Here is an 18,155-nt window from a genome sequence, read left to right as displayed (position 1 = left end):
TAAAAAAGGCCTGTATCCCACCAGATACAGGCCTTTTTTTTGACAATTTTTAGCTCAGGGAGAATGGAATGCGAGTATTGAAATTTGGAGGATCTTCGTTAGCAGATGCAGATAGATTTTTGCGAGCGGCGAACATCATTGCGAATAATGCGGATCAAGAAGAGCTAGCGGTAGTACTGTCAGCTCCAGGAAAAACCACCAACAAGCTGGTAGCGATCATTGATGCCGCTTTACAAAAGCAAGGTGCAGAACTACAGATCAAAGAACTGCGTAACTCTTTCACTGAGTTGGCTAACGAGATCAAGCAAGAGCTGCCAAACATCCAACTAGAAGAATTTGAGGCTCAAGTTAAAGAGTCCCTAGATAATCTAGTTGAGTTTGTTCAAGGCATCGAGCTATTAGGCATGTGCCCAAACAATGTGAATGCTCGCATCATTAGTAAGGGAGAGAAGGTTTCTATTCGCTTGATGAAAGCGGTCCTTGAAGCTAAAGGTCAAGCAGCGGGTCTGATTGACCCAGTTCAATACCTTTACGCTAAGGGTGATCACCTAGAAGCAATGGTCGATGTTGAAGTCTCAACACAAAACTTTATTCAATCTCCGCTTCCAAAAGGGCAAGTACACTTAATGCCAGGCTTTACAGCAGGCAATGCTAAAGGTGAGTTGGTTACACTTGGACGTAATGGTTCTGACTATTCAGCGGCTGTTTTGGCTGCATGTCTACGCGCAGATTGCTGTGAAATTTGGACTGATGTTGATGGTGTTTATAACTGTGACCCTCGCCTTGTAGAAGATGCACGCCTATTAAAATCTCTAAGCTACCAAGAAGCGATGGAGCTTTCTTATTTTGGTGCATCGGTTTTGCATCCAAAGACTATTGCCCCTATTGCTCAATTCCATATTCCATGTCTAATTAAAAACAGCTTTAACCCGCAGGGTGCGGGTACCTTGATTGGTCTAGATACAGGTGAAGACAACCTGGATATCAAGGGTATTACTACCCTTAATGAACTCACAATGGTGAATGTCTCAGGCCCAGGAATGAAGGGCATGGTAGGCATGGCAAGTCGCGTATTTGGCGCTATGTCTTCAGCTGGCATCTCTATTGTTCTTATTACTCAGTCTTCTTCAGAATACAGCATCAGTTTCTGTATTGAAGCGGCGGATCGTCAGCGAGCTAAAGCAGTACTTGAAGAAGCGTTTGAGTTAGAGCTGAAAGACAGCCTATTAGAGCCTGTAGAATTTATTGATGATGTGGCTATTTTGACGCTAGTGGGTGATGGTATGCGTACCTCTCGCGGCGTAGCATCTAAATTCTTCACTTCTTTAACTCAGGTGAATGTAAACATTACTGCTATTGCTCAGGGCTCTTCTGAGCGCGCAATCTCAGCCGTTATTCCAGAAGATAAGATCTCTAAGGCCATCAAGGCGTGTCATGAAAACCTATTCAACTCGAAGCACTTCCTTGACCTATTTGTAGTCGGTGTAGGTGGTGTTGGTGGTGAGCTTGTGGATCAGGTGGCTCGTCAGCAACAGAAGTTAGCGAAAAAAGGCATTGTTATCCGCGTATGTGCTCTAGCAAATAGCCAAGGCATGCTGCTGGATGGTGAAGGCCTGAATCTTGAGCATTGGCGTGACCGCATGAGCAACGCAAGTGAGAAGTTCAGCCTAGCGTCACTTAGTGCAATGGTTCAACGCAACCACATCATCAACCCTGTACTAGTTGATTGTACTTCTAGTGAGAACGTTGCTGGGCAATATGCTGATTTCCTTCAAGCGGGTTTCCACGTAGTAACGCCAAACAAGAAAGCCAACACAGCGAGCATGGCGTACTACCATCAGCTTCGTCAGGTTGCGCGTTCTTCTCGTCGCAAGCTTATGTATGAAACTACGGTAGGCGCAGGCTTACCTGTAATCGAAAACCTACAAAATCTGATCAGTGCAGGTGATGAACTGGTTAAGTTCAACGGCATCTTATCCGGCTCTCTTTCTTTCATCTTCGGTAAGTTAGATGAAGGCATGACATTAAGTGAAGCAACTAAAGTTGCTATGGAGAACGGCTTCACCGAGCCAGACCCTCGTGATGACCTGTCTGGCATGGATGTGGCGCGTAAGCTTCTTATCCTAGCCCGTGAAACAGGAATGGCAATTGAACTGGAAGACGTTGTCGTTGACCAAGCACTGCCACCTGGCTTTGATGATTCAGGTTCAATTGAAGAGTTTGTTGAGCGTCTACCTCAAGCTGATGCTTACTTCTCTGAAATGTCACAAAAGGCTGCTGAAGAAGGCAAGGTACTTCGTTATGTAGGTGAAATTGTTGACGGCAAGTGTCGTGTGACGATCGCTGCGGTTAATGAAGATGATCCTCTATTTAAAGTTAAAGATGGTGAAAATGCTCTGGCATTCTACAGCCGTTACTATCAACCAATTCCATTGGTGATGCGTGGCTATGGTGCGGGTACAGAGGTAACGGCTGCCGGTGTATTCTCTGATGTCATGCGTACATTGGGCTGGAAACTGGGGATCTAAACATGAAAGAGAGTGTTTGTGTTTATGCTCCAGCATCAATTGGCAATGTGAGCGTTGGCTTTGATGTGCTAGGAGCTGCGGTATCTCCTGTTGATGGTACGCTACTTGGCGACCGTGTGATGGTTGCTGCTGGAGAATCTGAATTTGAACTAAAAACAGCAGGTCGTTTTGTCGCAAAGCTACCTACTGATGCGAAACAAAATATTGTGTATCGCTGTTGGCAGGTATTTGCTCGTGAAATGTCGAGCAAGGGGCAACCGATGCGCCATTTAGAAATGACGCTAGAAAAGAATATGCCAATTGGTTCAGGGCTAGGTTCAAGTGCTTGTTCTATTGTAGCGGCGCTGGATGCTTTGAATCAATTTCATGACAACCCACTTAACCAAACAGAGCTGTTAGCGTTAATGGGGGAGATGGAAGGCGAGATCTCTGGCGGTGTTCACTATGACAATGTCGCGCCTTGCTACCTTGGTGGTGTGCAGTTGATGGTTGAAGAGCTAGGCATTATCAGTCAAGAGGTGCCGAGTTTTGAAAACTGGTATTGGGTAATGGCGTATCCTGGCATCAACGTGTCCACAGCGGCTGCGCGTGAGATTCTGCCTGCTCAATACCGTCGACAAGACATTATCGCTCATGGACGTCACTTAGCTGGCTTTATCCATGCTAGCTATTCGGGTCAACCAGAGCTTGCGGCTAAGATGATCAAAGACGTCATCGCTGAACCGTATAGACAGCGTCTATTACCTGGTTTCCCAGAAGCTCGAAGCTATGCAGCAACAGCCGGCGCTCTAACTTCAGGAATTTCAGGAAGCGGTCCCACAATGTTTACTATCTGTGATAGTTTAGAGGTTGCGGAGCGAGTCAAATCTTGGCTTGAAGTTAATTATGTACAAAATGATGAAGGATTCGTGCACATCTGCAAGATCGATCAGCAGGGCTCGAAAGTAACAGGAAGTAAATTATGAAGCTGTATAACATCAAAGAAAATGACGAACAGGTCTCTTTTGGACAAGCGGTTCGTCAGGGATTAGGTCGTAATCAAGGGTTGTTTTTCCCTACTGATATCCCAGCACTCGATAACATCGACGCGTTGCTCGAGGAAGACTTTGTAACCCGAAGCAGTAAGATACTTTCGGCGCTTATTGGTGACGAGCTTTCTGAGTCACAGGTATCTCAGATGGTGGATACTGCATTTCAGTTCCCAGCGCCTATCAAATCAGTAAAAGATGGCACCTATGCACTAGAGTTGTTCCATGGTCCAACGCTAGCGTTTAAGGACTTTGGCGGTCGCTTTATGGCTCAGTCACTAGCAACGGTTTCAGAAGGTGGCAAGATCACTATCCTGACGGCAACCTCAGGTGACACTGGCGCAGCGGTTGCTCATGCTTTCTATGGTATGGCAGATATCAACGTCGTTATTCTGTACCCAAAAGGCAAGATCAGCCCTCTTCAAGAGAAACTGTTCTGTACGCTAGGTAAGAATATCCACACTGTTGCTATCGATGGTGATTTTGATGACTGTCAGTCATTGGTTAAGAAAGCGTTTGATGATGAAGCTCTGCGTCAAGAAATCGGCCTGAACTCGGCAAACTCAATCAACATCAGCCGTCTGATGGCTCAAATCTGCTACTACTTTGAAGCAGCAGCTCAAATGAGCAAATCAGAGCGTGAAAATCTAGTCATTTCAGTGCCAAGTGGTAACTTTGGTAACCTAACAGCAGGCTTGCTTGCTAAAGCTCTAGGCTTGCCGATTAAGCGCTTTATTGCGGCAACTAACGCTAATGACACTGTGCCACGCTATCTAGAAACGGGTAAGTGGGAGCCAAAACCAACGGTTGCTACAACGTCAAACGCAATGGATGTTAGCCAACCAAACAACTGGCCTCGTATTGAAGAGCTTTGTCAGCGTAAAGGCTGGGGCTTGGATACACTTGGCAGTGCTGCAGTAACTGACGAGCAAAGTGCTGAGAGTGTGAAGGCGCTGTACGATTCAGGCTATCTGTGTGAGCCTCATGGCGCGATTGCGTACCGAGCGCTTCAAGAGCAGCTTGCTGAGGGTGAAACGGGATTGTTCCTATGTACTGCTCATCCAGCGAAGTTCAAAGAAGTGGTCGATGATATCCTAGGCAGTGATATCGAATTACCAGGCCCTCTAGCCAAGCATGCTGCGATGGACTTGTTATCTGAAGATCTTGCTAATGATTTCGACCTTCTGAAGGCTGTATTAAGAAAAGTACAGTAATCGTCTTCAGACAAAAATAACGGCGCTTAGGCGCCGTTTTTTGTATCTGCAGTAAATGGACAGATACAAAAAAGCCCGGCAACGTGAATTGCCAGGCTTTTAGAATTTTACTAAAGCTCTAGATTATAGAGACTCAGTGAAAGTACGTGCGATAACGTCTTTTTGCTGTTCAGCAGTTAGAGAGTTGAAACGTACAGCGTAGCCCGATACACGGATAGTTAGCTGTGGGTATTTCTCTGGGTGCTTAACAGCGTCTTCTAGCGTATCACGTTTAAGAACGTTCACGTTTAGGTGCTGACCGCCTTCGATTTTTGGTGCTTTTTCGATAGCGATTTCACGGCTCTCGTAGTCACCTAGATCTGAAGCAGGGATCACTTGATCAGCTTCATAGCCAGACGCTGCAACAACACAACGAGCTTCGTTCTTTTCAGAATCTAGTAGCCAGATAGAGTTTAGTAGCTCATCGTTAGCTGCTTTAGTGATTTGAATTCCTTGGATCATAATTTTCTCCTCAGCCACATATGTGGGTTCGATTTACGGATAAACTTGGAGCTTTTTCAATCGCTCACTGCATGTTTGCCATTTTAATATTGATTTACGTCAAAAAACAACTAAAAACCATATTTTTTTTAAGGTGTTTTCCATGACTATGATCAAGTTATAATTAATTCATTGATTTATCGACCGATCTTTAACAAGATTGGCGAAGTTAGCCGTTTTTGTGTAGTTTTTTAACAACACCTGTATAAAATTTGTTGCCGTACATGTTGAGCATATCACGCTGTAAGTGGCAAAAATTAGAAGATAAAGAGAACCTTTTATGTCAACAAACAAGTTTATTGGTGCACATGTATCAGCCGCTGGTGGTGTCGAGAACGCGCCTCTTAGAGCCAAAGAAATTGGTGCGAATGCCTTCGCCTTATTTACTAAGAATCAGCGTCAGTGGGTGGCCAAACCTTTAACGCAAAAAAGCATCGATTCGTTCAAGAAAAACTGTACGGCTTTAGGGTTCACTTCAGAGCAAATTTTGCCACACGACTCCTATCTAATTAACTTAGGAGCGCCTGAAGAAGAAAAGTTAGAGAAGTCTCGCGCTGCATTTATTGATGAGATGGAACGTTGTGAGCAGCTTGGTCTGACGCTATTGAATTTCCACCCTGGTAGTCATTTAAAGAAAATCTCAGAAACGGAGTGCTTAGCTCGCATTGCTGAGTCCATTAATCTGGCGCACAAAGCGGTACCGAATGTCATTGCAGTTATTGAGAATACAGCAGGACAGGGTACCAACCTAGGCTGGCGATTTGAGCACTTAGCCGAGATCATTGAGCAAGTTGAAGATAAAAGCCGTGTTGGTGTCTGTATCGATACTTGCCACACTTTTGTTGCTGGGTATGACCTACGAACGTTTGAGGCTTGTGAGGCGACGTTTGCAGAGTTTGATCGTGTAGTGGGGATGCACTATCTGCGTGCAATGCACATCAATGACTCAAAAATAGCCTTGGGTGGTAAGGTCGATCGACACCATTCATTGGGAGCTGGAGAGATTGGCTGGGATTGTTTTAAGTACATTTGCCAAGACTCCCGTTTCGATGGAATCCCGCTAATCCTTGAGACCATTGAGCCTGAGATATGGAAAGATGAGATCCAAAGCCTGAGAGCGTTCGCGCTTTAAATTATTTTTTTAATAGTTTGTTTTATTGGCACGCTTCTTTCATTACTTCATGTGGTAGTAGTCACAAATAGAACTGGAGTGTGCCATGTTTACATCTATCTTTCCGCAAGCTCGACCATGTCAGCGTAGTCAAGGTCACCACCGCTCACCTCAACGTAGTACTAAAAAGAAGTAATACCTAAATCCGACTCAATATGCCAATATCTTCTTTATTGTTAGCAAGAGATAGAGAAGACGGCATTGAGTTGGCAAGATTTTATTGAACAGGAGCGCTCGCAAGAGTACTTCCAAACCCTACAAGCTTTTATCGATGAAGAACGCGCTTTAGGTAAAGCAATTTATCCTGCACCGGAGCATGTATTTGCGGCATTTGAGCAGACACCGATAGAGAAGGTTAAAGTAGTCATTCTTGGCCAAGATCCTTATCACGGGCCAAATCAGGCTCATGGCCTTAGCTTTTCAGTGTTGCCGGGTAATAAAATTCCACCCTCTCTTCGCAATATTTATAAAGAGCTTTCACAAGATATAGAGGGCTTTCAGGTACCAGAGCATGGATACCTAAAATCTTGGGCTGAGCAGGGGGTGTTATTGCTGAATACAGTCCTGACTGTTGAACAAGGCAAAGCGCATTCTCACGCCAAAAGTGGCTGGGAAATATTTACTCAAAGAGCCATTGAGTACTTAGCTAACCATCAGAAAAATATAGTTTTTATGCTGTGGGGTGCACACGCTCAGAAAAAAATGGCGAGCATCAATGCGGATGACCACTGTATATTGACCTCAGTTCATCCATCTCCATTATCGGCTCGACGTGGATTCTTTGGTTGCCGACATTTTTCTTTAGCCAATCACTATTTAGATCAACATGGCAAAAACGGCATAAACTGGCATATCCCAACAGTTAATTTGACGCTTTTTTGAGGTATCCCCAAAACATAGATCAATAAAATTGCTTAAACTTAAGTCAGCTATTGATATGGAGGGATGAATCATGATGATTGAAAGGATCCGTCGCGAGCACGGCTACATGGTGCGCTTGCTCGCGATCTTGAGGAAGAAACTGACGCAACTGAAAAGTGAAGAACCGATCAACTATGCTTTGCTAAAAGAGATTGTTGATTACTTGTGTGATCACTCAGAAAGAACGCACCATCCGAAAGAAGATCTTATTTATCATTATTTTATCGAAAAGTATGGTGAGCAAGAGAAAATCAGCAATCTTGAGGAAGAGCATGTCGTTTTATCGAAGACAACCCACGAGTTTTTGGATGTCGTAGATATGATCCTGCAAGATGCCGTCGTTCCTTTAGATGTGTTTGCACAGCAACTTGAAACCTTTATTCAAGAACAAAAGCGACACCTAGATCTTGAAGAGCGTGAAGTTTTACCTTTGATTAATAGAACTTTTAGCACTTCAGATTGGCAGTATCTTGAGAAAAAATGGGGCGCACAAGAAGACGACCCTGTATTTGGTGAGACGATTGCTGATAAGTACAAGCAGTTGGCGGCTAGAGTCAAGCAAACTGATGAAGAGTGTATTTAGTAAGATATAAAAAAGGATGGGTTTAGACCCATCCTTTCTCTTTTAAGGGAATCGGTTTACAGCTGAATGTCTTCTAAGCGATATTCACTGCACACGTCCAAATCCAACAACTCCTTTTGTAGTCTCTGACGGTCTTTGATTGCTTCAATTTCACGCCATTTACGTTTTACCGGTTTTGAGCGGCCTCTACGAGCCCCGCGTTCTTCTGATTCAAAGATACTTTCAAGTTGCAAGCCATCCATAAGCTATCCCTTCTAACTGTAATTAAGTACTTTTCTAGCGTTTACCTAGCGTGGGTTAAAAACCCTTTAACCAGCTAAGCAAGCTTGCCGACATTATTACCATGAACATTGCCACTTTATCTTTGAACTGTTTCGCAATTATTTCTCAATCGTGAAGCTTTTGTTCGTCAATGAGGGCTATTTCACACTGCCACATAACATAGCTGTATGAAAAATATACGAAAAAGTGTGCGATTTGATTTCTGATGACGATGACGGCATGATGCGCTCGAAAAATGTAATTCGAAGAATGGTGTATGGGTAATCGTTTGCCTTCTACAATACTCAGGTCAAATTATAAAAAAACCGAGTAGTAACCATTCCTTTGCTCTTAATTGAGCCTATTTGAGTACGAGGTTGATGTGACAGACATAATCAATTTAATGAACGATCTTCTTTGGGGATCAATCCTTGTTTACCTACTTGTAGGTGGCGGTATTTACTTCACCGTTCGTCTTGGTTTTATTCAGTTCAGACACTTTGGTCACATGTTCAGTGTTCTGAAAAACAGCCGTAAAGCTGACAAAGCTGGTATCTCTTCTTTCCAAGCACTTTGTACCAGTCTTGCTGCTCGTGTTGGTACCGGTAATATGGCCGGTGTTGCAGTAGCACTAACCGTAGGTGGCCCAGGTGCTATCTTCTGGATGTGGCTGATCGCTATGCTAGGTATGGCAACGTCATTTGCTGAGAGTTCACTAGCGCAGTTATACAAGACCAAAGATGAAGACGGTAATTACCGTGGTGGCCCAGCTTACTACATGGAAAAAGGTCTGGGCATGCGTTGGATGGGGGTATTGTTCTCAATCTTCCTAATCATCGCTTTCGGTCTAGTATTTAACTCAGTACAAGCGAACTCAATTGCAAGTGCGATGAACACGGCATTTGGTATTGAGCCAATGTATGTAGGTATCGGTGTTGCCCTGCTGTCTGCATTCGTTATCTTCGGTGGTATTCGTAAGATTGCTCGCACTGCAGAACTTATCGTTCCAGTGATGGCTTTAGCTTACCTTGCTCTAGCACTGTTCGTTATGTTCACTAACTTGGATAAAGTACCGGATGTATTGGTGCTTATCTTCAAGAGTGCATTCGGTTTGCAAGAAGCGGCTGCTGGTGGCGTAGGCTACGCAATTGCTCAAGCAATGATTAATGGTATCAAGCGCGGTTTGTTCTCGAACGAAGCCGGTATGGGTTCTGCACCTAACGCTGCAGCGTCTGCAACGCCTTACCCGCCGCACCCTGCATCACAAGGTTATGTACAGATGCTAGGTGTGTTTACTGACACTATCGTTATCTGTTCTGCAACGGTTGCGATTATTTTGGTTTCTGGTGAGTATGTACCTCACGGTGAAATTACCGGTATCGAGCTAACTCAGCGCGCATTGACTGCAGAAGTCGGCGAATGGGGTGGCATCTTTGTTGCTGTTGCAATCTTCTTCTTTGCGTTCACGTCTATCATTGCGAACTACTCGTACGCAGAAACGAACCTTATCTTCCTTGAGCACAACCACAAAGCGGGTCTTAACATCTTCCGCGTGATTGTACTTGGCATGGTATTGTTCGGTGCTGTATCAAGTTTACCAGTAGTTTGGGCTATGGCTGATGTGTCTATGGGCTTGATGGCGATAGTCAATATGGTCGCTATCTTGCTACTGTCTGGCATCGTAGTGAAGCTGGCAAAAGACTACAATCAACAGCTAAAAGCGGGCAAGGTTCCAACTTTCAACGCAAAAGACTATCCAGAGCTTCACTCTCAACTAGAAGAGGGTATCTGGGATGACCATGAAGAGCTTAAGGCTCAAGTGGAAAGAAACAAATAATCGAGAACTCCGATTAAAACAATAGTAAGAGCCGTGCTGACTTAGCACGGCTTTTTTTATACCCTAAGGAACATATGGTAAGAAATCTAAGTAAAGGACATTGGTATGCTGATTTTAGTCTCACCGGCAAAAACGCTAGACTTTGAATCGCCACTGGCGACAGAGCGCTACACACAACCCGATTTTATTGCTGATTCAGCTGAATTGGTGAAGGTTTGCAAAAAACTGACTCCAGCTGATATCTCTGGCTTGATGAAGGTAAGCGATAAGATTGCTGGATTGAACGTGGCGCGCTTCCAGGAATGGAGCAAAACCTTTACACCAGATAACTCACGTCCTGCTATCTTGGCCTTTAAGGGAGACGTCTACACAGGGCTTGAGGCTGAGACCTTCAGTGAGCAAGACTTCGACTATGCTCAGAGTCATTTCCGTATGCTATCGGGCCTATATGGGCTGTTAAAGCCACTAGACCTTATGCAACCTTACCGCTTAGAGATGGGAACAAGGCTTGCCAACGATAGAGGCAGCAATCTGTACCATTTCTGGGGTGATAAGATCACCGATAAGGTCAACGAAGCCTTAGCCGAGCAAGGTGATGATCTTCTTATCAATCTTGCATCGAATGAGTACTTTAAGGCGGTCAAGCCAAAGAATGTTCAAGGTCGAGTCATCACTCCTGTGTTTAAGGACCTGAAAAACGGACAATATAAAGTCATCAGCTTTTTTGCTAAGAAGGCGAGGGGCATGATGGCGAAATACATTATTCAGAATCAAGTCGACAGTCTTGATGCTTTGAAGCAGTTTGATTACGCAGGTTATTACTTTAGCGACACGGATTCTACCGCTCGAGAGTTAGTATTCAAGCGCGACCAGCAGTAAAAACCAGCCATTAAACCCAGCATAAGCTGGGTTTAATGTAAGGATATTCCCATGATTCTAGAAACGCCCAGACTTCTTTTGAGAACATGGAAGCCGACGGATTTTGATGCCTTTGTTCAGATGAATCTTAGCCCAGAGGTAATGCGATTTTTCCCTGATACTTTGACCCCAATGCAAAGTGTAGAATCTGTGCGGCGCTTATCTGAAGAACTGGATAGTCAAGGTTGGGGAATGTGGGCGATAGAATGCAAATTAACTCATCAATTTGTCGGCATGGTGGGTTTACAGCAACGCTCGGCCGAAGACGGCATTCTGGATATTTCCTTTGTTGAAATTGCTTGGCGATTGCCGCAAGCATTTTGGGGGCAGGGTATAGCCCCAGAGGCCGCAAGCACTGTACTCGCACATGCCTTCACCCACCTGCAATTCGAGACCATCTATAGCTTAACGGCGTTGAGTAACCTACCCTCTCAGCGAGTAATGCAGAAGATAGGTATGCACAATACCGATAAAGACTTCCAGCACCCAAAGCTCGACGCTGATTCTCCTCTTAGCTGGCACTGTTTATATAAGCTCACCAAATCACAGTGGTTAAACTCGAGATGATCCTAAACTAAGGGAATCAATTAACTGGGAGTTGATCAATGGACGCAAGAGTAAGCATCATTACATTGGGGGTGTCAGACCTAAAGCGTTCACACGCTTTCTATTCCGCGCTTGGTTTTCCCTCTAGTTTTACTGGAGAGCAAGATATTGTGTTCTTCAAAACATCCGGTGTCTGTGTAGCCCTTTATCCAATGCAAAAATTGGCCGAAGATATTGGGATTAATATTCCGGATAATCAAAGCCCAACTCCGATGATGACTCTTGCACACAACACCAAGGCACAACATGAAGTGGATGAGATTTTAGAGTTGGCGGTGAAAGCTGGTGGAACGTTAGTTAAGCCCGCCGAGCGAGTATTTTGGGGTGGATATAGCGGTTACTTTCGAGACCCGGACGGGCATTATTGGGAGATAGCCCATGCTGATTTTTGGCAATTCAATGACGATGGCAGTTTAGTGATTGAGTGACAAAGAAAAATCCCCGCCTCTTAAGAGCCGGGGATTAGGGTTATTTCTTCTTTTTCTTAGCCTTGGTTGCTGTTTTAGCGGCTGGCTTCTTTTTCTTTTTCTTAAACACTGGTTTTTTGTGTTTAGGACGAAGCTCCTTGATGAAACGCTCTTTAATGGCTTCTTTTGTGTAGCGCTCAACACGCTCAATCATTGGTTGATCGTGCGCCTCAACGATAGAGACTGCGTTGCCTTTTTTACCAGCTCGCGCTGTACGGCCAATACGGTGGAGATAGACATCAGCTGTACGAGGTAGATCGTAGTTGATCACATGGCTGACGTCTGGCAAATCAATACCACGAGCGGCAACATCGGTTGCTAGCAATACGTTTACTTGGCCATCACGGAAGCGAGCAATCGCGTTGTTACGGCGATCTTGAGGCATTTCGCCTTGGATCCAGCTACAAGGGATTTGCGCACTGTCCAATTGTTGACGAAGCTCAGCAAGACGCTCACGAGTCTTTAGGAAGATAATGCTTCTTTCCGCTTGCTCGGTAATGATGTGTTTAAGCAGCTCTAGTTTATGCTCTGCATCGTCCGCACGGTGATACCATTGTTGAATCTTCTTACGTTCTTTTAGTGAAGGCTGTGCATCAATTTCTGCAGGATCTTTAAGTAGACCTTCTGTGAAGCCTTCAACGCCTTTGCCTTCTAGTGTTGCAGAGAACAATAGTGTTTGTTTACGCCAGCGACATTCGTTAGACAGTCGGTCTACAATTGGACCAAAGCCCATGTCTAGCATTCGGTCTGCTTCATCTAAGATCAGCCATTCGATAGCACGGCAGTCAAAACGCTCTGCATTGATGTATTCCATCAATCGACCAGGCGTTGCAACCACGATATCTTGAGTTGTTGATAGGATATCAGCGTGATCTTGATACATAACACCACCGGTAATGGTGAAAATATTAAGATTAGTGTGCTTTGCCAACTCTTTAGCTTGCTCTGTAATTTGCATCGCCAACTCACGAGTAGGAGTTAGGATCAATACGCGTGCTGGACCGCCACGACGACGTGGAAAGTCTATGAGGTATTGCAACGCAGGAAGTACAAAAGCCGCGGTCTTGCCTGTGCCTGTTGGGGCAGAAGCTAGGATATCTCTACCGTCCAAGGCTTGAGGGATCGCTTCACTTTGTACTTTTGTTGGTCTTTCAAAGCCGATTTCTTCTATGGCTTTAATAAGGGATTGGTCTAAATCTAACTCAGCAAAAGTTCTTAACACTGCAGTGCTCCGCAAACGGGTGGACGATAAAAGAAAGTATTATAGTTTAATGGTGACGCACGTCACACTCTTATTTACATCTTTAAGTAAAAACTCTGTGTTAGCGCAACAAACTCTGCGCTGTAGCCATCATCTTTATGGATGATGAGCTCTGTTTCTTCGGTTGGATCGCTTTGATCCGCATTCAATTGCAATTCAAACAGGTAGCGGGTGTGATCCTTTTTTTGTGTGGTTTTCACCTTGCACAACCGGCTTAGATGCCACCCGTTGTCGGTAGCGCGCTGAATACACTGTTTAGCTTCTTCTTTGGGCAATATAAAACTCGCACTACCATCACTTAAGAGTAGCTCTTTACAAGAGTCTAGGAGTGCTGGATGAGATAGTGTGTCGGTATGTCTAGCAGTGGCTCTGGTGGCCGATGAAGACTGCTCACCTGAATTGAAATATGGTGGATTACAGATAATGGTATCAAATGCTGCCGTATTTGATTTAGAGAATGAGACGATATCTGAATGAAATAGCTGGAAACGGGACTCCCATGGGCTAGCAGCAAAATTTGTTTTTGCTGCTTCAATCGCGTGATCGTCAATATCGACAGCCACGATATTCAGTTCTGTGTTTCGTTGCGCGCACATCAGAGCAAGCAATCCCGTGCCTGTGCCTATATCAACTAGTCTGTTGCTTTGATTCACGTTTGCCCAAGCCCCCAGTAGCACCCCATCAGTACTCACTGGCATGCCACTATTCCCTCCCCAAATAGAGAAAGACTTGAACTGGAAGTTCTTTGTTTTTGTGGTCATGACGAGATTGAATCCTAAGTTGTTTGTAACGTGAGTTGTGGTTTGTTTTATGCAAATGCGGTGTATGCAATGATTTTGTTATTACTTTTGAGTGTTCTGTTGGTTTTTGGTTTAGCTTGAAACACTGCTTTACTATATAAAAGCTGGGTTAATTAACTGCCAATTGAGTAAAAAAGCGAAACTATATGGTGTTTATGGTTGTTCGCTTGAGATTGTTTATTGGTCTATTCATTATGCTTCTTATAAAAATTAATCATAGAGGCGCTGAATTAGCGCGTCCAGCAACTATTTATCTTCGAGGTTATTTTGAAGAAAAGCTTATCCATTTCAGACATTGTTGCACTTGGCTTCATGCTATTTGCGTTTTTCTTAGGTGCTGGCAACATCATCTTTCCACCAATGGCCGGTCAATTAGCAGGAGAAAACCTGATACCTGCAATGGGGGGCTTTTTGCTTACCGCTGCTGGGCTGCCACTAATTACAGTTGTAGCCGTGGCGACAGCCGGTGGTACCTGGGACCATCTCACGAGCGATCTTCCTAAGAAGGTGGCCTTGCTCATCGCTGCGCTAATTTTCATTATCATAGGTCCTGCATTTGCTGCGCCTCGCGCAGGCTTAGTGGCTTATGAAATGGGTATTCGACCGTTTGTTTCTCAACCAGGAACGCTACACCTAGCACTCTTTTCTATTACCTTCTTTGTTCTTGCCATGGCACTGGCTTGGGCGCAAGGGTCATTGCTAGACACCATTGGCAAGGTGTTAACACCTATCATGTTTGTAGGCTTAGTTGCTTTATCTGTTGCTGTGGTTTTTAATCCTCAGGGGCCGATTATTCATGCCCAGGGTGACTATATGAGTCAGCCTTTTACCAAGGGTATCTTGGAAGGCTATCTGACAATGGATACCTTTGCTTCGCTGATGTTCGGTATGCTACTTGTTCAAGCCATTAACTCTAAGGGTGTGACAGAGCGTAAAGATGTTGCTCGTTATCTTATTGCTGCTGGTGTTATTGCTGCTGTAGGGTTATGTCTTGTTTATATTGCCCTGTTTTACTTAGGCGCGACCAGTAACGGTATTGCGGCTGGGCTTGAAAACGGTGGCGCTATTCTTGCTGAATATGTGAAGGCTCTGTTTGGAGATAAAGGTCAGTGGGTTCTTTCGGTCATTGTGCTATTGGCTTGTTTAACGACGGCGGTTGGTTTGATTTCTGCGAGTTCTGACTTCTTCAGCAAAAACACTAAGCTGGGCTATAAGTTCTGGGTTGTTGTAAATGGTAGTACTTGTGCGCTAGTTGCCAATGTTGGCCTTGCGCAGTTAATTGAGCTATCTGTTCCTGTACTATTTGCTCTTTATCCAATTGCTATTGCTTTAGTGGCACTTACTTTTATTCGACCATGGCTACCGAATCCTAAATTGGCCTATCGCTTCGTACTAATGATTGCTTTCATCTGCGCTTTAGTTGATGCCGCAAAAGTAGCAGGGCTAGATGTATCTCTATTCAAATTCTTACCGATGTTTGAACTAGGCTTAGGCTGGGTATTGCCTACCTCTGTTGCTTTGGTCGCCATGCTATTCACGGGGTCACAACAGTCGAAACTAGAGAAGCAGGTCGAAGCCTAGCTCATTGAAGGTAAAACCACTTTTCGAAATGTGAAAGACCAATAAAAAGGAGGCATATAAAATGCCTCCTTTTTTTATGTCTGCTTACTTACAGTGAGTTAGAGTACTCAATGAGGATTTGCTCGCACCAAGTAGCGATGCGCTCATCACTAAACTCGTACTGAGAATCTTCATCAAGTGCTAGCCCTACAAATTTTGAGCCATCTTCGGTGAGAGCCTTTGAAGCCTGGAATTCATAGCCCTCTATCGGCCAGTAGCCAATAAAGTTAGGTTTGCTTGGCTGAAGCTGCTGATGAAGTAGTCCCATCGCATCCTGAAACCATTCGCCATATCCTTCTTGATCCCCTAAGCCGAATAACGCGACGTGCTTGCCTGTTAGCGGTACGCCATCTATGTCGTGCCATAATGCTCCCCAGTCCTCTTGAAGTTCACCGAAATCCCATGTGGAAATCCCTAGAATCAGAAAGTCGTAGTCGTTCATCAGGGAAAGTGGGGAATCTTTTACATTGTGCAGATCTACAATGTCGCTTCCAATGATGTCTCGAATTTTTTCTGCTGCCATTTCGGTATAGCAGGTGGTAGAGCCGAAAAATAGTCCTATTTTCATCATTTCAATTATAGCTAATGGTCATGCCGTTGATTCTACCTTTATTTTTACTAACTTTCAGTGCCCGCCACTAGCAATCAGCCTAATGCTTGTATACTTTAAGGTGACTATATTGGTATGACTGGAACTTTTAGCTTGTTAAATCAGAATCTTATAGAGCAATTCTTAGACGCCATCTGGATGGAAAAGGGCCTGTCCGAAAATACCTTAGCGTCTTATAGATTGGATCTGAGTAAGTTGTCGCAATGGTTGGAGCAGAATAAATCGGATTTATCCTCAGTCAGTTACCAAGAGTTGTTAGATTATCAAGCTTGGCTAGTGGACAAGAACTTTGCCCAGTCAAGTCGTGCTCGAATGTTGTCCGCTATGCGCCGATTGTTCCAGTATTTGTATCGAGAGAAAGTACGCCCTGATGATCCGAGTGCATTATTGATCAGACCTAAGCTTCCAAAGCGTTTGCCAAAGGATATCAGTGAGCAACAGGTTGATAGTTTGCTTGATGCACCTAATGTGGATGACCCAATAGAGCTTCGCGACAAGGCTATGCTTGAGCTTTTATACGCAACCGGCTTGCGTGTATCAGAGCTTGTCGGTCTCACGATGGAAAATATGAGCCTACGACAAGGTGTTGTGCGAGTAGTGGGTAAAGGGGGAAAAGAGCGATTGGTTCCTATGGGCGAAAATGCCATTGATTGGATTGAACGTTTTCTTACCCATGGCCGGTCTCAATTGATGGGAGAAAATTCCTCGGACGTTGTATTCCCGAGTAAACGCTCTCGACAAATGACTCGGCAAACGTTTTGGCATCGTATCAAGTACTATGCACAGATTGCGGGGATTGATACCGATACGCTCTCACCACACGTGATGAGGCATGCCTTTGCCACTCATTTATTGAACTATGGTGCAGACTTACGTGTCGTACAGATGTTGCTAGGACATAGTGACTTATCTACGACTCAAATTTATACTCATGTTGCCACCGAGAGATTGAAACAGATCCATCAGCAGCATCACCCAAGAGCGTGAGCAGCAGTTTTATGTTCACACGCTATACCCATTATTTAGTAGGAAATTGTATGAATATTTTAGGTCGAGTCTTCGGCGTGGTTATGTGCTCTTTGCTTGCCTTTAGTGTGAGTGCAACAGAGTTTAACGAGGCGCAAATTAAGGAGCGATTCGCCAAAATCGGTGTATCCGTAATGCAAATAGATGCCATTGAGGTTGATGGATTGGTAGAAGTCACAACCAATCAAGGAACCTTCTATGCAACCCCAACGGCTGATTACTTTATTCCAGGCAAATTATACTCTCTTGACGATAAGGGTAATTTCCAAGATGTAGCCGCGCTTAGGAATGGTCCAAAAATCGTAAGCTTACTCGATCAAGCTAGTGATGAGATGATCGTTTACAAGGCAGACAATGAAAAATATGTTGTGACTGTCTTTACCGATATCTCTTGTGGCTACTGCCTGAAGCTACACCGCCAAATGGCGGAGTACAATAAATTGGGTATTACCGTCCGCTACCTTGCTTTCCCTAGAGCGGGTGATCGCAGTGATATAGGCCAAACGATGGCCAATATTTGGTGTAGTGCCGACCCAGCTAAAGCGATGAACGATGCTAAGCTACGCGGTGAAAACGTCAACGCTTCGAGCGATAGTATTCAGCAGTGCCAAACTATGGTTTCAGAGCAGTACCAATTGGGTAAAGCGATTGGCGTATCAGGTACTCCTGCGGTGTACACCTCAAAAGGAATGAATGTTGGCGGTTACCTGTCACCTGAAGATCTGCTGAAAAGACTAGAATCACAAGGCTAGCCTTTATAAGCG

General features: G+C 44.5%; 18 protein-coding genes. 13 read left to right on the top strand and 5 right to left on the bottom strand.

All coding sequences use genetic code 11. From position 1 onward, the window contains the following. Nucleotides 1–68 precede the first annotated feature (68 nt). From thrA to thrC, 3 genes are read left to right on the top strand one after another with little or no spacing between them, the layout of a single operon-like run. On the top strand, nucleotides 69–2,528 hold the full coding sequence (thrA, locus tag OCU46_RS11675) for a bifunctional aspartate kinase/homoserine dehydrogenase I (protein WP_141270740.1): 2,460 nt from the start codon (nucleotides 69–71) through the stop codon (nucleotides 2,526–2,528). A gap of 2 nt (nucleotides 2,529–2,530) precedes the next feature. Beyond that, a complete protein-coding gene (thrB, locus tag OCU46_RS11670; RefSeq protein WP_141270739.1) occupies nucleotides 2,531–3,493 on the top strand; it encodes a homoserine kinase in 963 nt (320 codons plus the stop codon). Then, nucleotides 3,490–4,770 (top strand): threonine synthase, encoded by a 1,281-nt coding sequence (gene thrC / locus OCU46_RS11665; protein ID WP_141270738.1) that lies wholly within the window; start codon nucleotides 3,490–3,492, stop codon nucleotides 4,768–4,770. Before thrB ends, thrC begins: the two co-directional genes overlap by 4 nt. Before the next feature lie 123 nt (nucleotides 4,771–4,893). On the opposite strand, the gene grcA is transcribed toward thrC, so the two are convergent. Then, the gene (gene grcA, locus OCU46_RS11660; RefSeq protein ID WP_017026874.1) at nucleotides 4,894–5,271 is read right to left on the bottom strand and encodes an autonomous glycyl radical cofactor GrcA; all 378 of its coding nucleotides are present in this window, start codon (nucleotides 5,269–5,271) and stop codon (nucleotides 4,894–4,896) included. Between the two features lie 319 nt (nucleotides 5,272–5,590). On the opposite strand from grcA, the gene nfo reads away from it, so the two are divergent. The 3 genes from nfo (at nucleotide 5,591) to OCU46_RS11645 (ending at nucleotide 7,985) form a co-directional block, all read left to right on the top strand. Beyond that, complete coding sequence (nfo, locus tag OCU46_RS11655) at nucleotides 5,591–6,442, top strand: deoxyribonuclease IV (RefSeq protein ID WP_141270737.1); 852 nt, start codon at nucleotides 5,591–5,593, stop codon at nucleotides 6,440–6,442. Nucleotides 6,443–6,682: 240 nt separating this feature from the next. Beyond that, the gene (gene ung, locus OCU46_RS11650) at nucleotides 6,683–7,363 is read left to right on the top strand and encodes a uracil-DNA glycosylase (RefSeq protein ID WP_141270736.1); all 681 of its coding nucleotides are present in this window, start codon (nucleotides 6,683–6,685) and stop codon (nucleotides 7,361–7,363) included. A gap of 70 nt (nucleotides 7,364–7,433) precedes the next feature. Further along, nucleotides 7,434–7,985: a hemerythrin domain-containing protein gene (locus tag OCU46_RS11645; protein WP_141270735.1), complete on the top strand. Its 552-nt coding sequence runs from the start codon at nucleotides 7,434–7,436 to the stop codon at nucleotides 7,983–7,985. A 56-nt stretch (nucleotides 7,986–8,041) separates the two neighbouring features. On the opposite strand, the gene OCU46_RS11640 is transcribed toward OCU46_RS11645, so the two are convergent. Further along, on the bottom strand, nucleotides 8,042–8,227 hold the full coding sequence (locus OCU46_RS11640; RefSeq protein WP_141270734.1) for a DUF3545 family protein: 186 nt from the start codon (nucleotides 8,225–8,227) through the stop codon (nucleotides 8,042–8,044). A gap of 401 nt (nucleotides 8,228–8,628) precedes the next feature. Between OCU46_RS11640 and OCU46_RS11635 the strand changes: the two genes are divergently transcribed. The 4 genes from OCU46_RS11635 (at nucleotide 8,629) to OCU46_RS11620 (ending at nucleotide 12,035) form a co-directional block, all read left to right on the top strand. Continuing rightward, nucleotides 8,629–10,083 carry an alanine/glycine:cation symporter family protein gene (locus OCU46_RS11635; RefSeq protein ID WP_141270733.1) on the top strand — a complete coding sequence of 485 codons (1,455 nt, stop codon included), beginning with the start codon at nucleotides 8,629–8,631 and terminating at the stop codon, nucleotides 10,081–10,083. A 105-nt stretch (nucleotides 10,084–10,188) separates the two neighbouring features. Further along, nucleotides 10,189–10,962: a peroxide stress protein YaaA gene (gene yaaA, locus OCU46_RS11630; RefSeq protein ID WP_141270732.1), complete on the top strand. Its 774-nt coding sequence runs from the start codon at nucleotides 10,189–10,191 to the stop codon at nucleotides 10,960–10,962. Nucleotides 10,963–11,013: 51 nt separating this feature from the next. Next, a complete protein-coding gene (locus OCU46_RS11625; RefSeq protein WP_141270731.1) occupies nucleotides 11,014–11,568 on the top strand; it encodes a GNAT family N-acetyltransferase in 555 nt (184 codons plus the stop codon). Nucleotides 11,569–11,606: 38 nt separating this feature from the next. After that, complete coding sequence (locus OCU46_RS11620; protein WP_141270730.1) at nucleotides 11,607–12,035, top strand: VOC family protein; 429 nt, start codon at nucleotides 11,607–11,609, stop codon at nucleotides 12,033–12,035. Nucleotides 12,036–12,075: 40 nt separating this feature from the next. Here the strand turns inward: OCU46_RS11620 and srmB are convergent, their stop codons facing one another. Further along, nucleotides 12,076–13,296, bottom strand: a complete 1,221-nt coding sequence (gene srmB / locus OCU46_RS11615; RefSeq protein ID WP_141270729.1) for an ATP-dependent RNA helicase SrmB — start codon at nucleotides 13,294–13,296, stop codon at nucleotides 12,076–12,078. 74 nt (nucleotides 13,297–13,370) lie between these two features. Next, nucleotides 13,371–14,096, bottom strand: a complete 726-nt coding sequence (locus tag OCU46_RS11610; RefSeq protein ID WP_141270728.1) for a tRNA1(Val) (adenine(37)-N6)-methyltransferase — start codon at nucleotides 14,094–14,096, stop codon at nucleotides 13,371–13,373. A 306-nt stretch (nucleotides 14,097–14,402) separates the two neighbouring features. Here OCU46_RS11610 and brnQ point away from each other — a divergent pair, with 306 nt between their 5' ends. Further along, complete coding sequence (gene brnQ, locus OCU46_RS11605) at nucleotides 14,403–15,716, top strand: branched-chain amino acid transport system II carrier protein (RefSeq protein ID WP_141270727.1); 1,314 nt, start codon at nucleotides 14,403–14,405, stop codon at nucleotides 15,714–15,716. Nucleotides 15,717–15,804: 88 nt separating this feature from the next. Here the strand turns inward: brnQ and fldB are convergent, their stop codons facing one another. Further along, nucleotides 15,805–16,323, bottom strand: a complete 519-nt coding sequence (fldB, locus tag OCU46_RS11600; protein WP_141270726.1) for a flavodoxin FldB — start codon at nucleotides 16,321–16,323, stop codon at nucleotides 15,805–15,807. A 117-nt stretch (nucleotides 16,324–16,440) separates the two neighbouring features. On the opposite strand from fldB, the gene xerD reads away from it, so the two are divergent. Both xerD and dsbC read left to right on the top strand, forming a co-directional pair. Continuing rightward, a complete protein-coding gene (gene xerD, locus OCU46_RS11595; protein ID WP_141270725.1) occupies nucleotides 16,441–17,352 on the top strand; it encodes a site-specific tyrosine recombinase XerD in 912 nt (303 codons plus the stop codon). Nucleotides 17,353–17,402: 50 nt separating this feature from the next. Beyond that, nucleotides 17,403–18,143 (top strand): bifunctional protein-disulfide isomerase/oxidoreductase DsbC, encoded by a 741-nt coding sequence (dsbC, locus tag OCU46_RS11590; RefSeq protein ID WP_141270724.1) that lies wholly within the window; start codon nucleotides 17,403–17,405, stop codon nucleotides 18,141–18,143. Nucleotides 18,144–18,155: the final 12 nt, after the last annotated feature.

The organism is Vibrio comitans, from assembly GCA_024346835.1.
Lineage (GTDB): Bacteria > Pseudomonadota > Gammaproteobacteria > Enterobacterales > Vibrionaceae > Vibrio > Vibrio comitans.
Note: the sequence above shows the minus strand (reverse complement) of the source record. Positions and strands in the feature narration are given on the sequence as shown.

Bases quoted from the DNA above. Each gene is read 5' to 3' on its own strand.
- thrB (WP_141270739.1), top strand. From the start codon at position 2,531: ATGAAAGAGAGTGTTTGTGTTTATGCTCCAGCATCAATTGGCAATGTG.
- thrC (WP_141270738.1), top strand. From the start codon at position 3,490: ATGAAGCTGTATAACATCAAAGAAAATGACGAACAGGTCTCTTTTGGA.
- OCU46_RS11640 (WP_141270734.1), bottom strand. From the start codon at position 8,227: ATGGATGGCTTGCAACTTGAAAGTATCTTTGAATCAGAAGAACGCGGG.
- fldB (WP_141270726.1), bottom strand. From the start codon at position 16,323: ATGAAAATAGGACTATTTTTCGGCTCTACCACCTGCTATACCGAAATG.
- xerD (WP_141270725.1), top strand. From the start codon at position 16,441: ATGACTGGAACTTTTAGCTTGTTAAATCAGAATCTTATAGAGCAATTC.
- OCU46_RS11625 (WP_141270731.1), top strand. From the start codon at position 11,014: ATGATTCTAGAAACGCCCAGACTTCTTTTGAGAACATGGAAGCCGACG.
- nfo (WP_141270737.1), top strand. From the start codon at position 5,591: ATGTCAACAAACAAGTTTATTGGTGCACATGTATCAGCCGCTGGTGGT.
- OCU46_RS11610 (WP_141270728.1), bottom strand. From the start codon at position 14,096: ATGACCACAAAAACAAAGAACTTCCAGTTCAAGTCTTTCTCTATTTGG.
- OCU46_RS11645 (WP_141270735.1), top strand. From the start codon at position 7,434: ATGATGATTGAAAGGATCCGTCGCGAGCACGGCTACATGGTGCGCTTG.
- OCU46_RS11620 (WP_141270730.1), top strand. From the start codon at position 11,607: ATGGACGCAAGAGTAAGCATCATTACATTGGGGGTGTCAGACCTAAAG.
- yaaA (WP_141270732.1), top strand. From the start codon at position 10,189: ATGCTGATTTTAGTCTCACCGGCAAAAACGCTAGACTTTGAATCGCCA.
- dsbC (WP_141270724.1), top strand. From the start codon at position 17,403: ATGAATATTTTAGGTCGAGTCTTCGGCGTGGTTATGTGCTCTTTGCTT.
- thrA (WP_141270740.1), top strand. From the start codon at position 69: ATGCGAGTATTGAAATTTGGAGGATCTTCGTTAGCAGATGCAGATAGA.
- grcA (WP_017026874.1), bottom strand. From the start codon at position 5,271: ATGATCCAAGGAATTCAAATCACTAAAGCAGCTAACGATGAGCTACTA.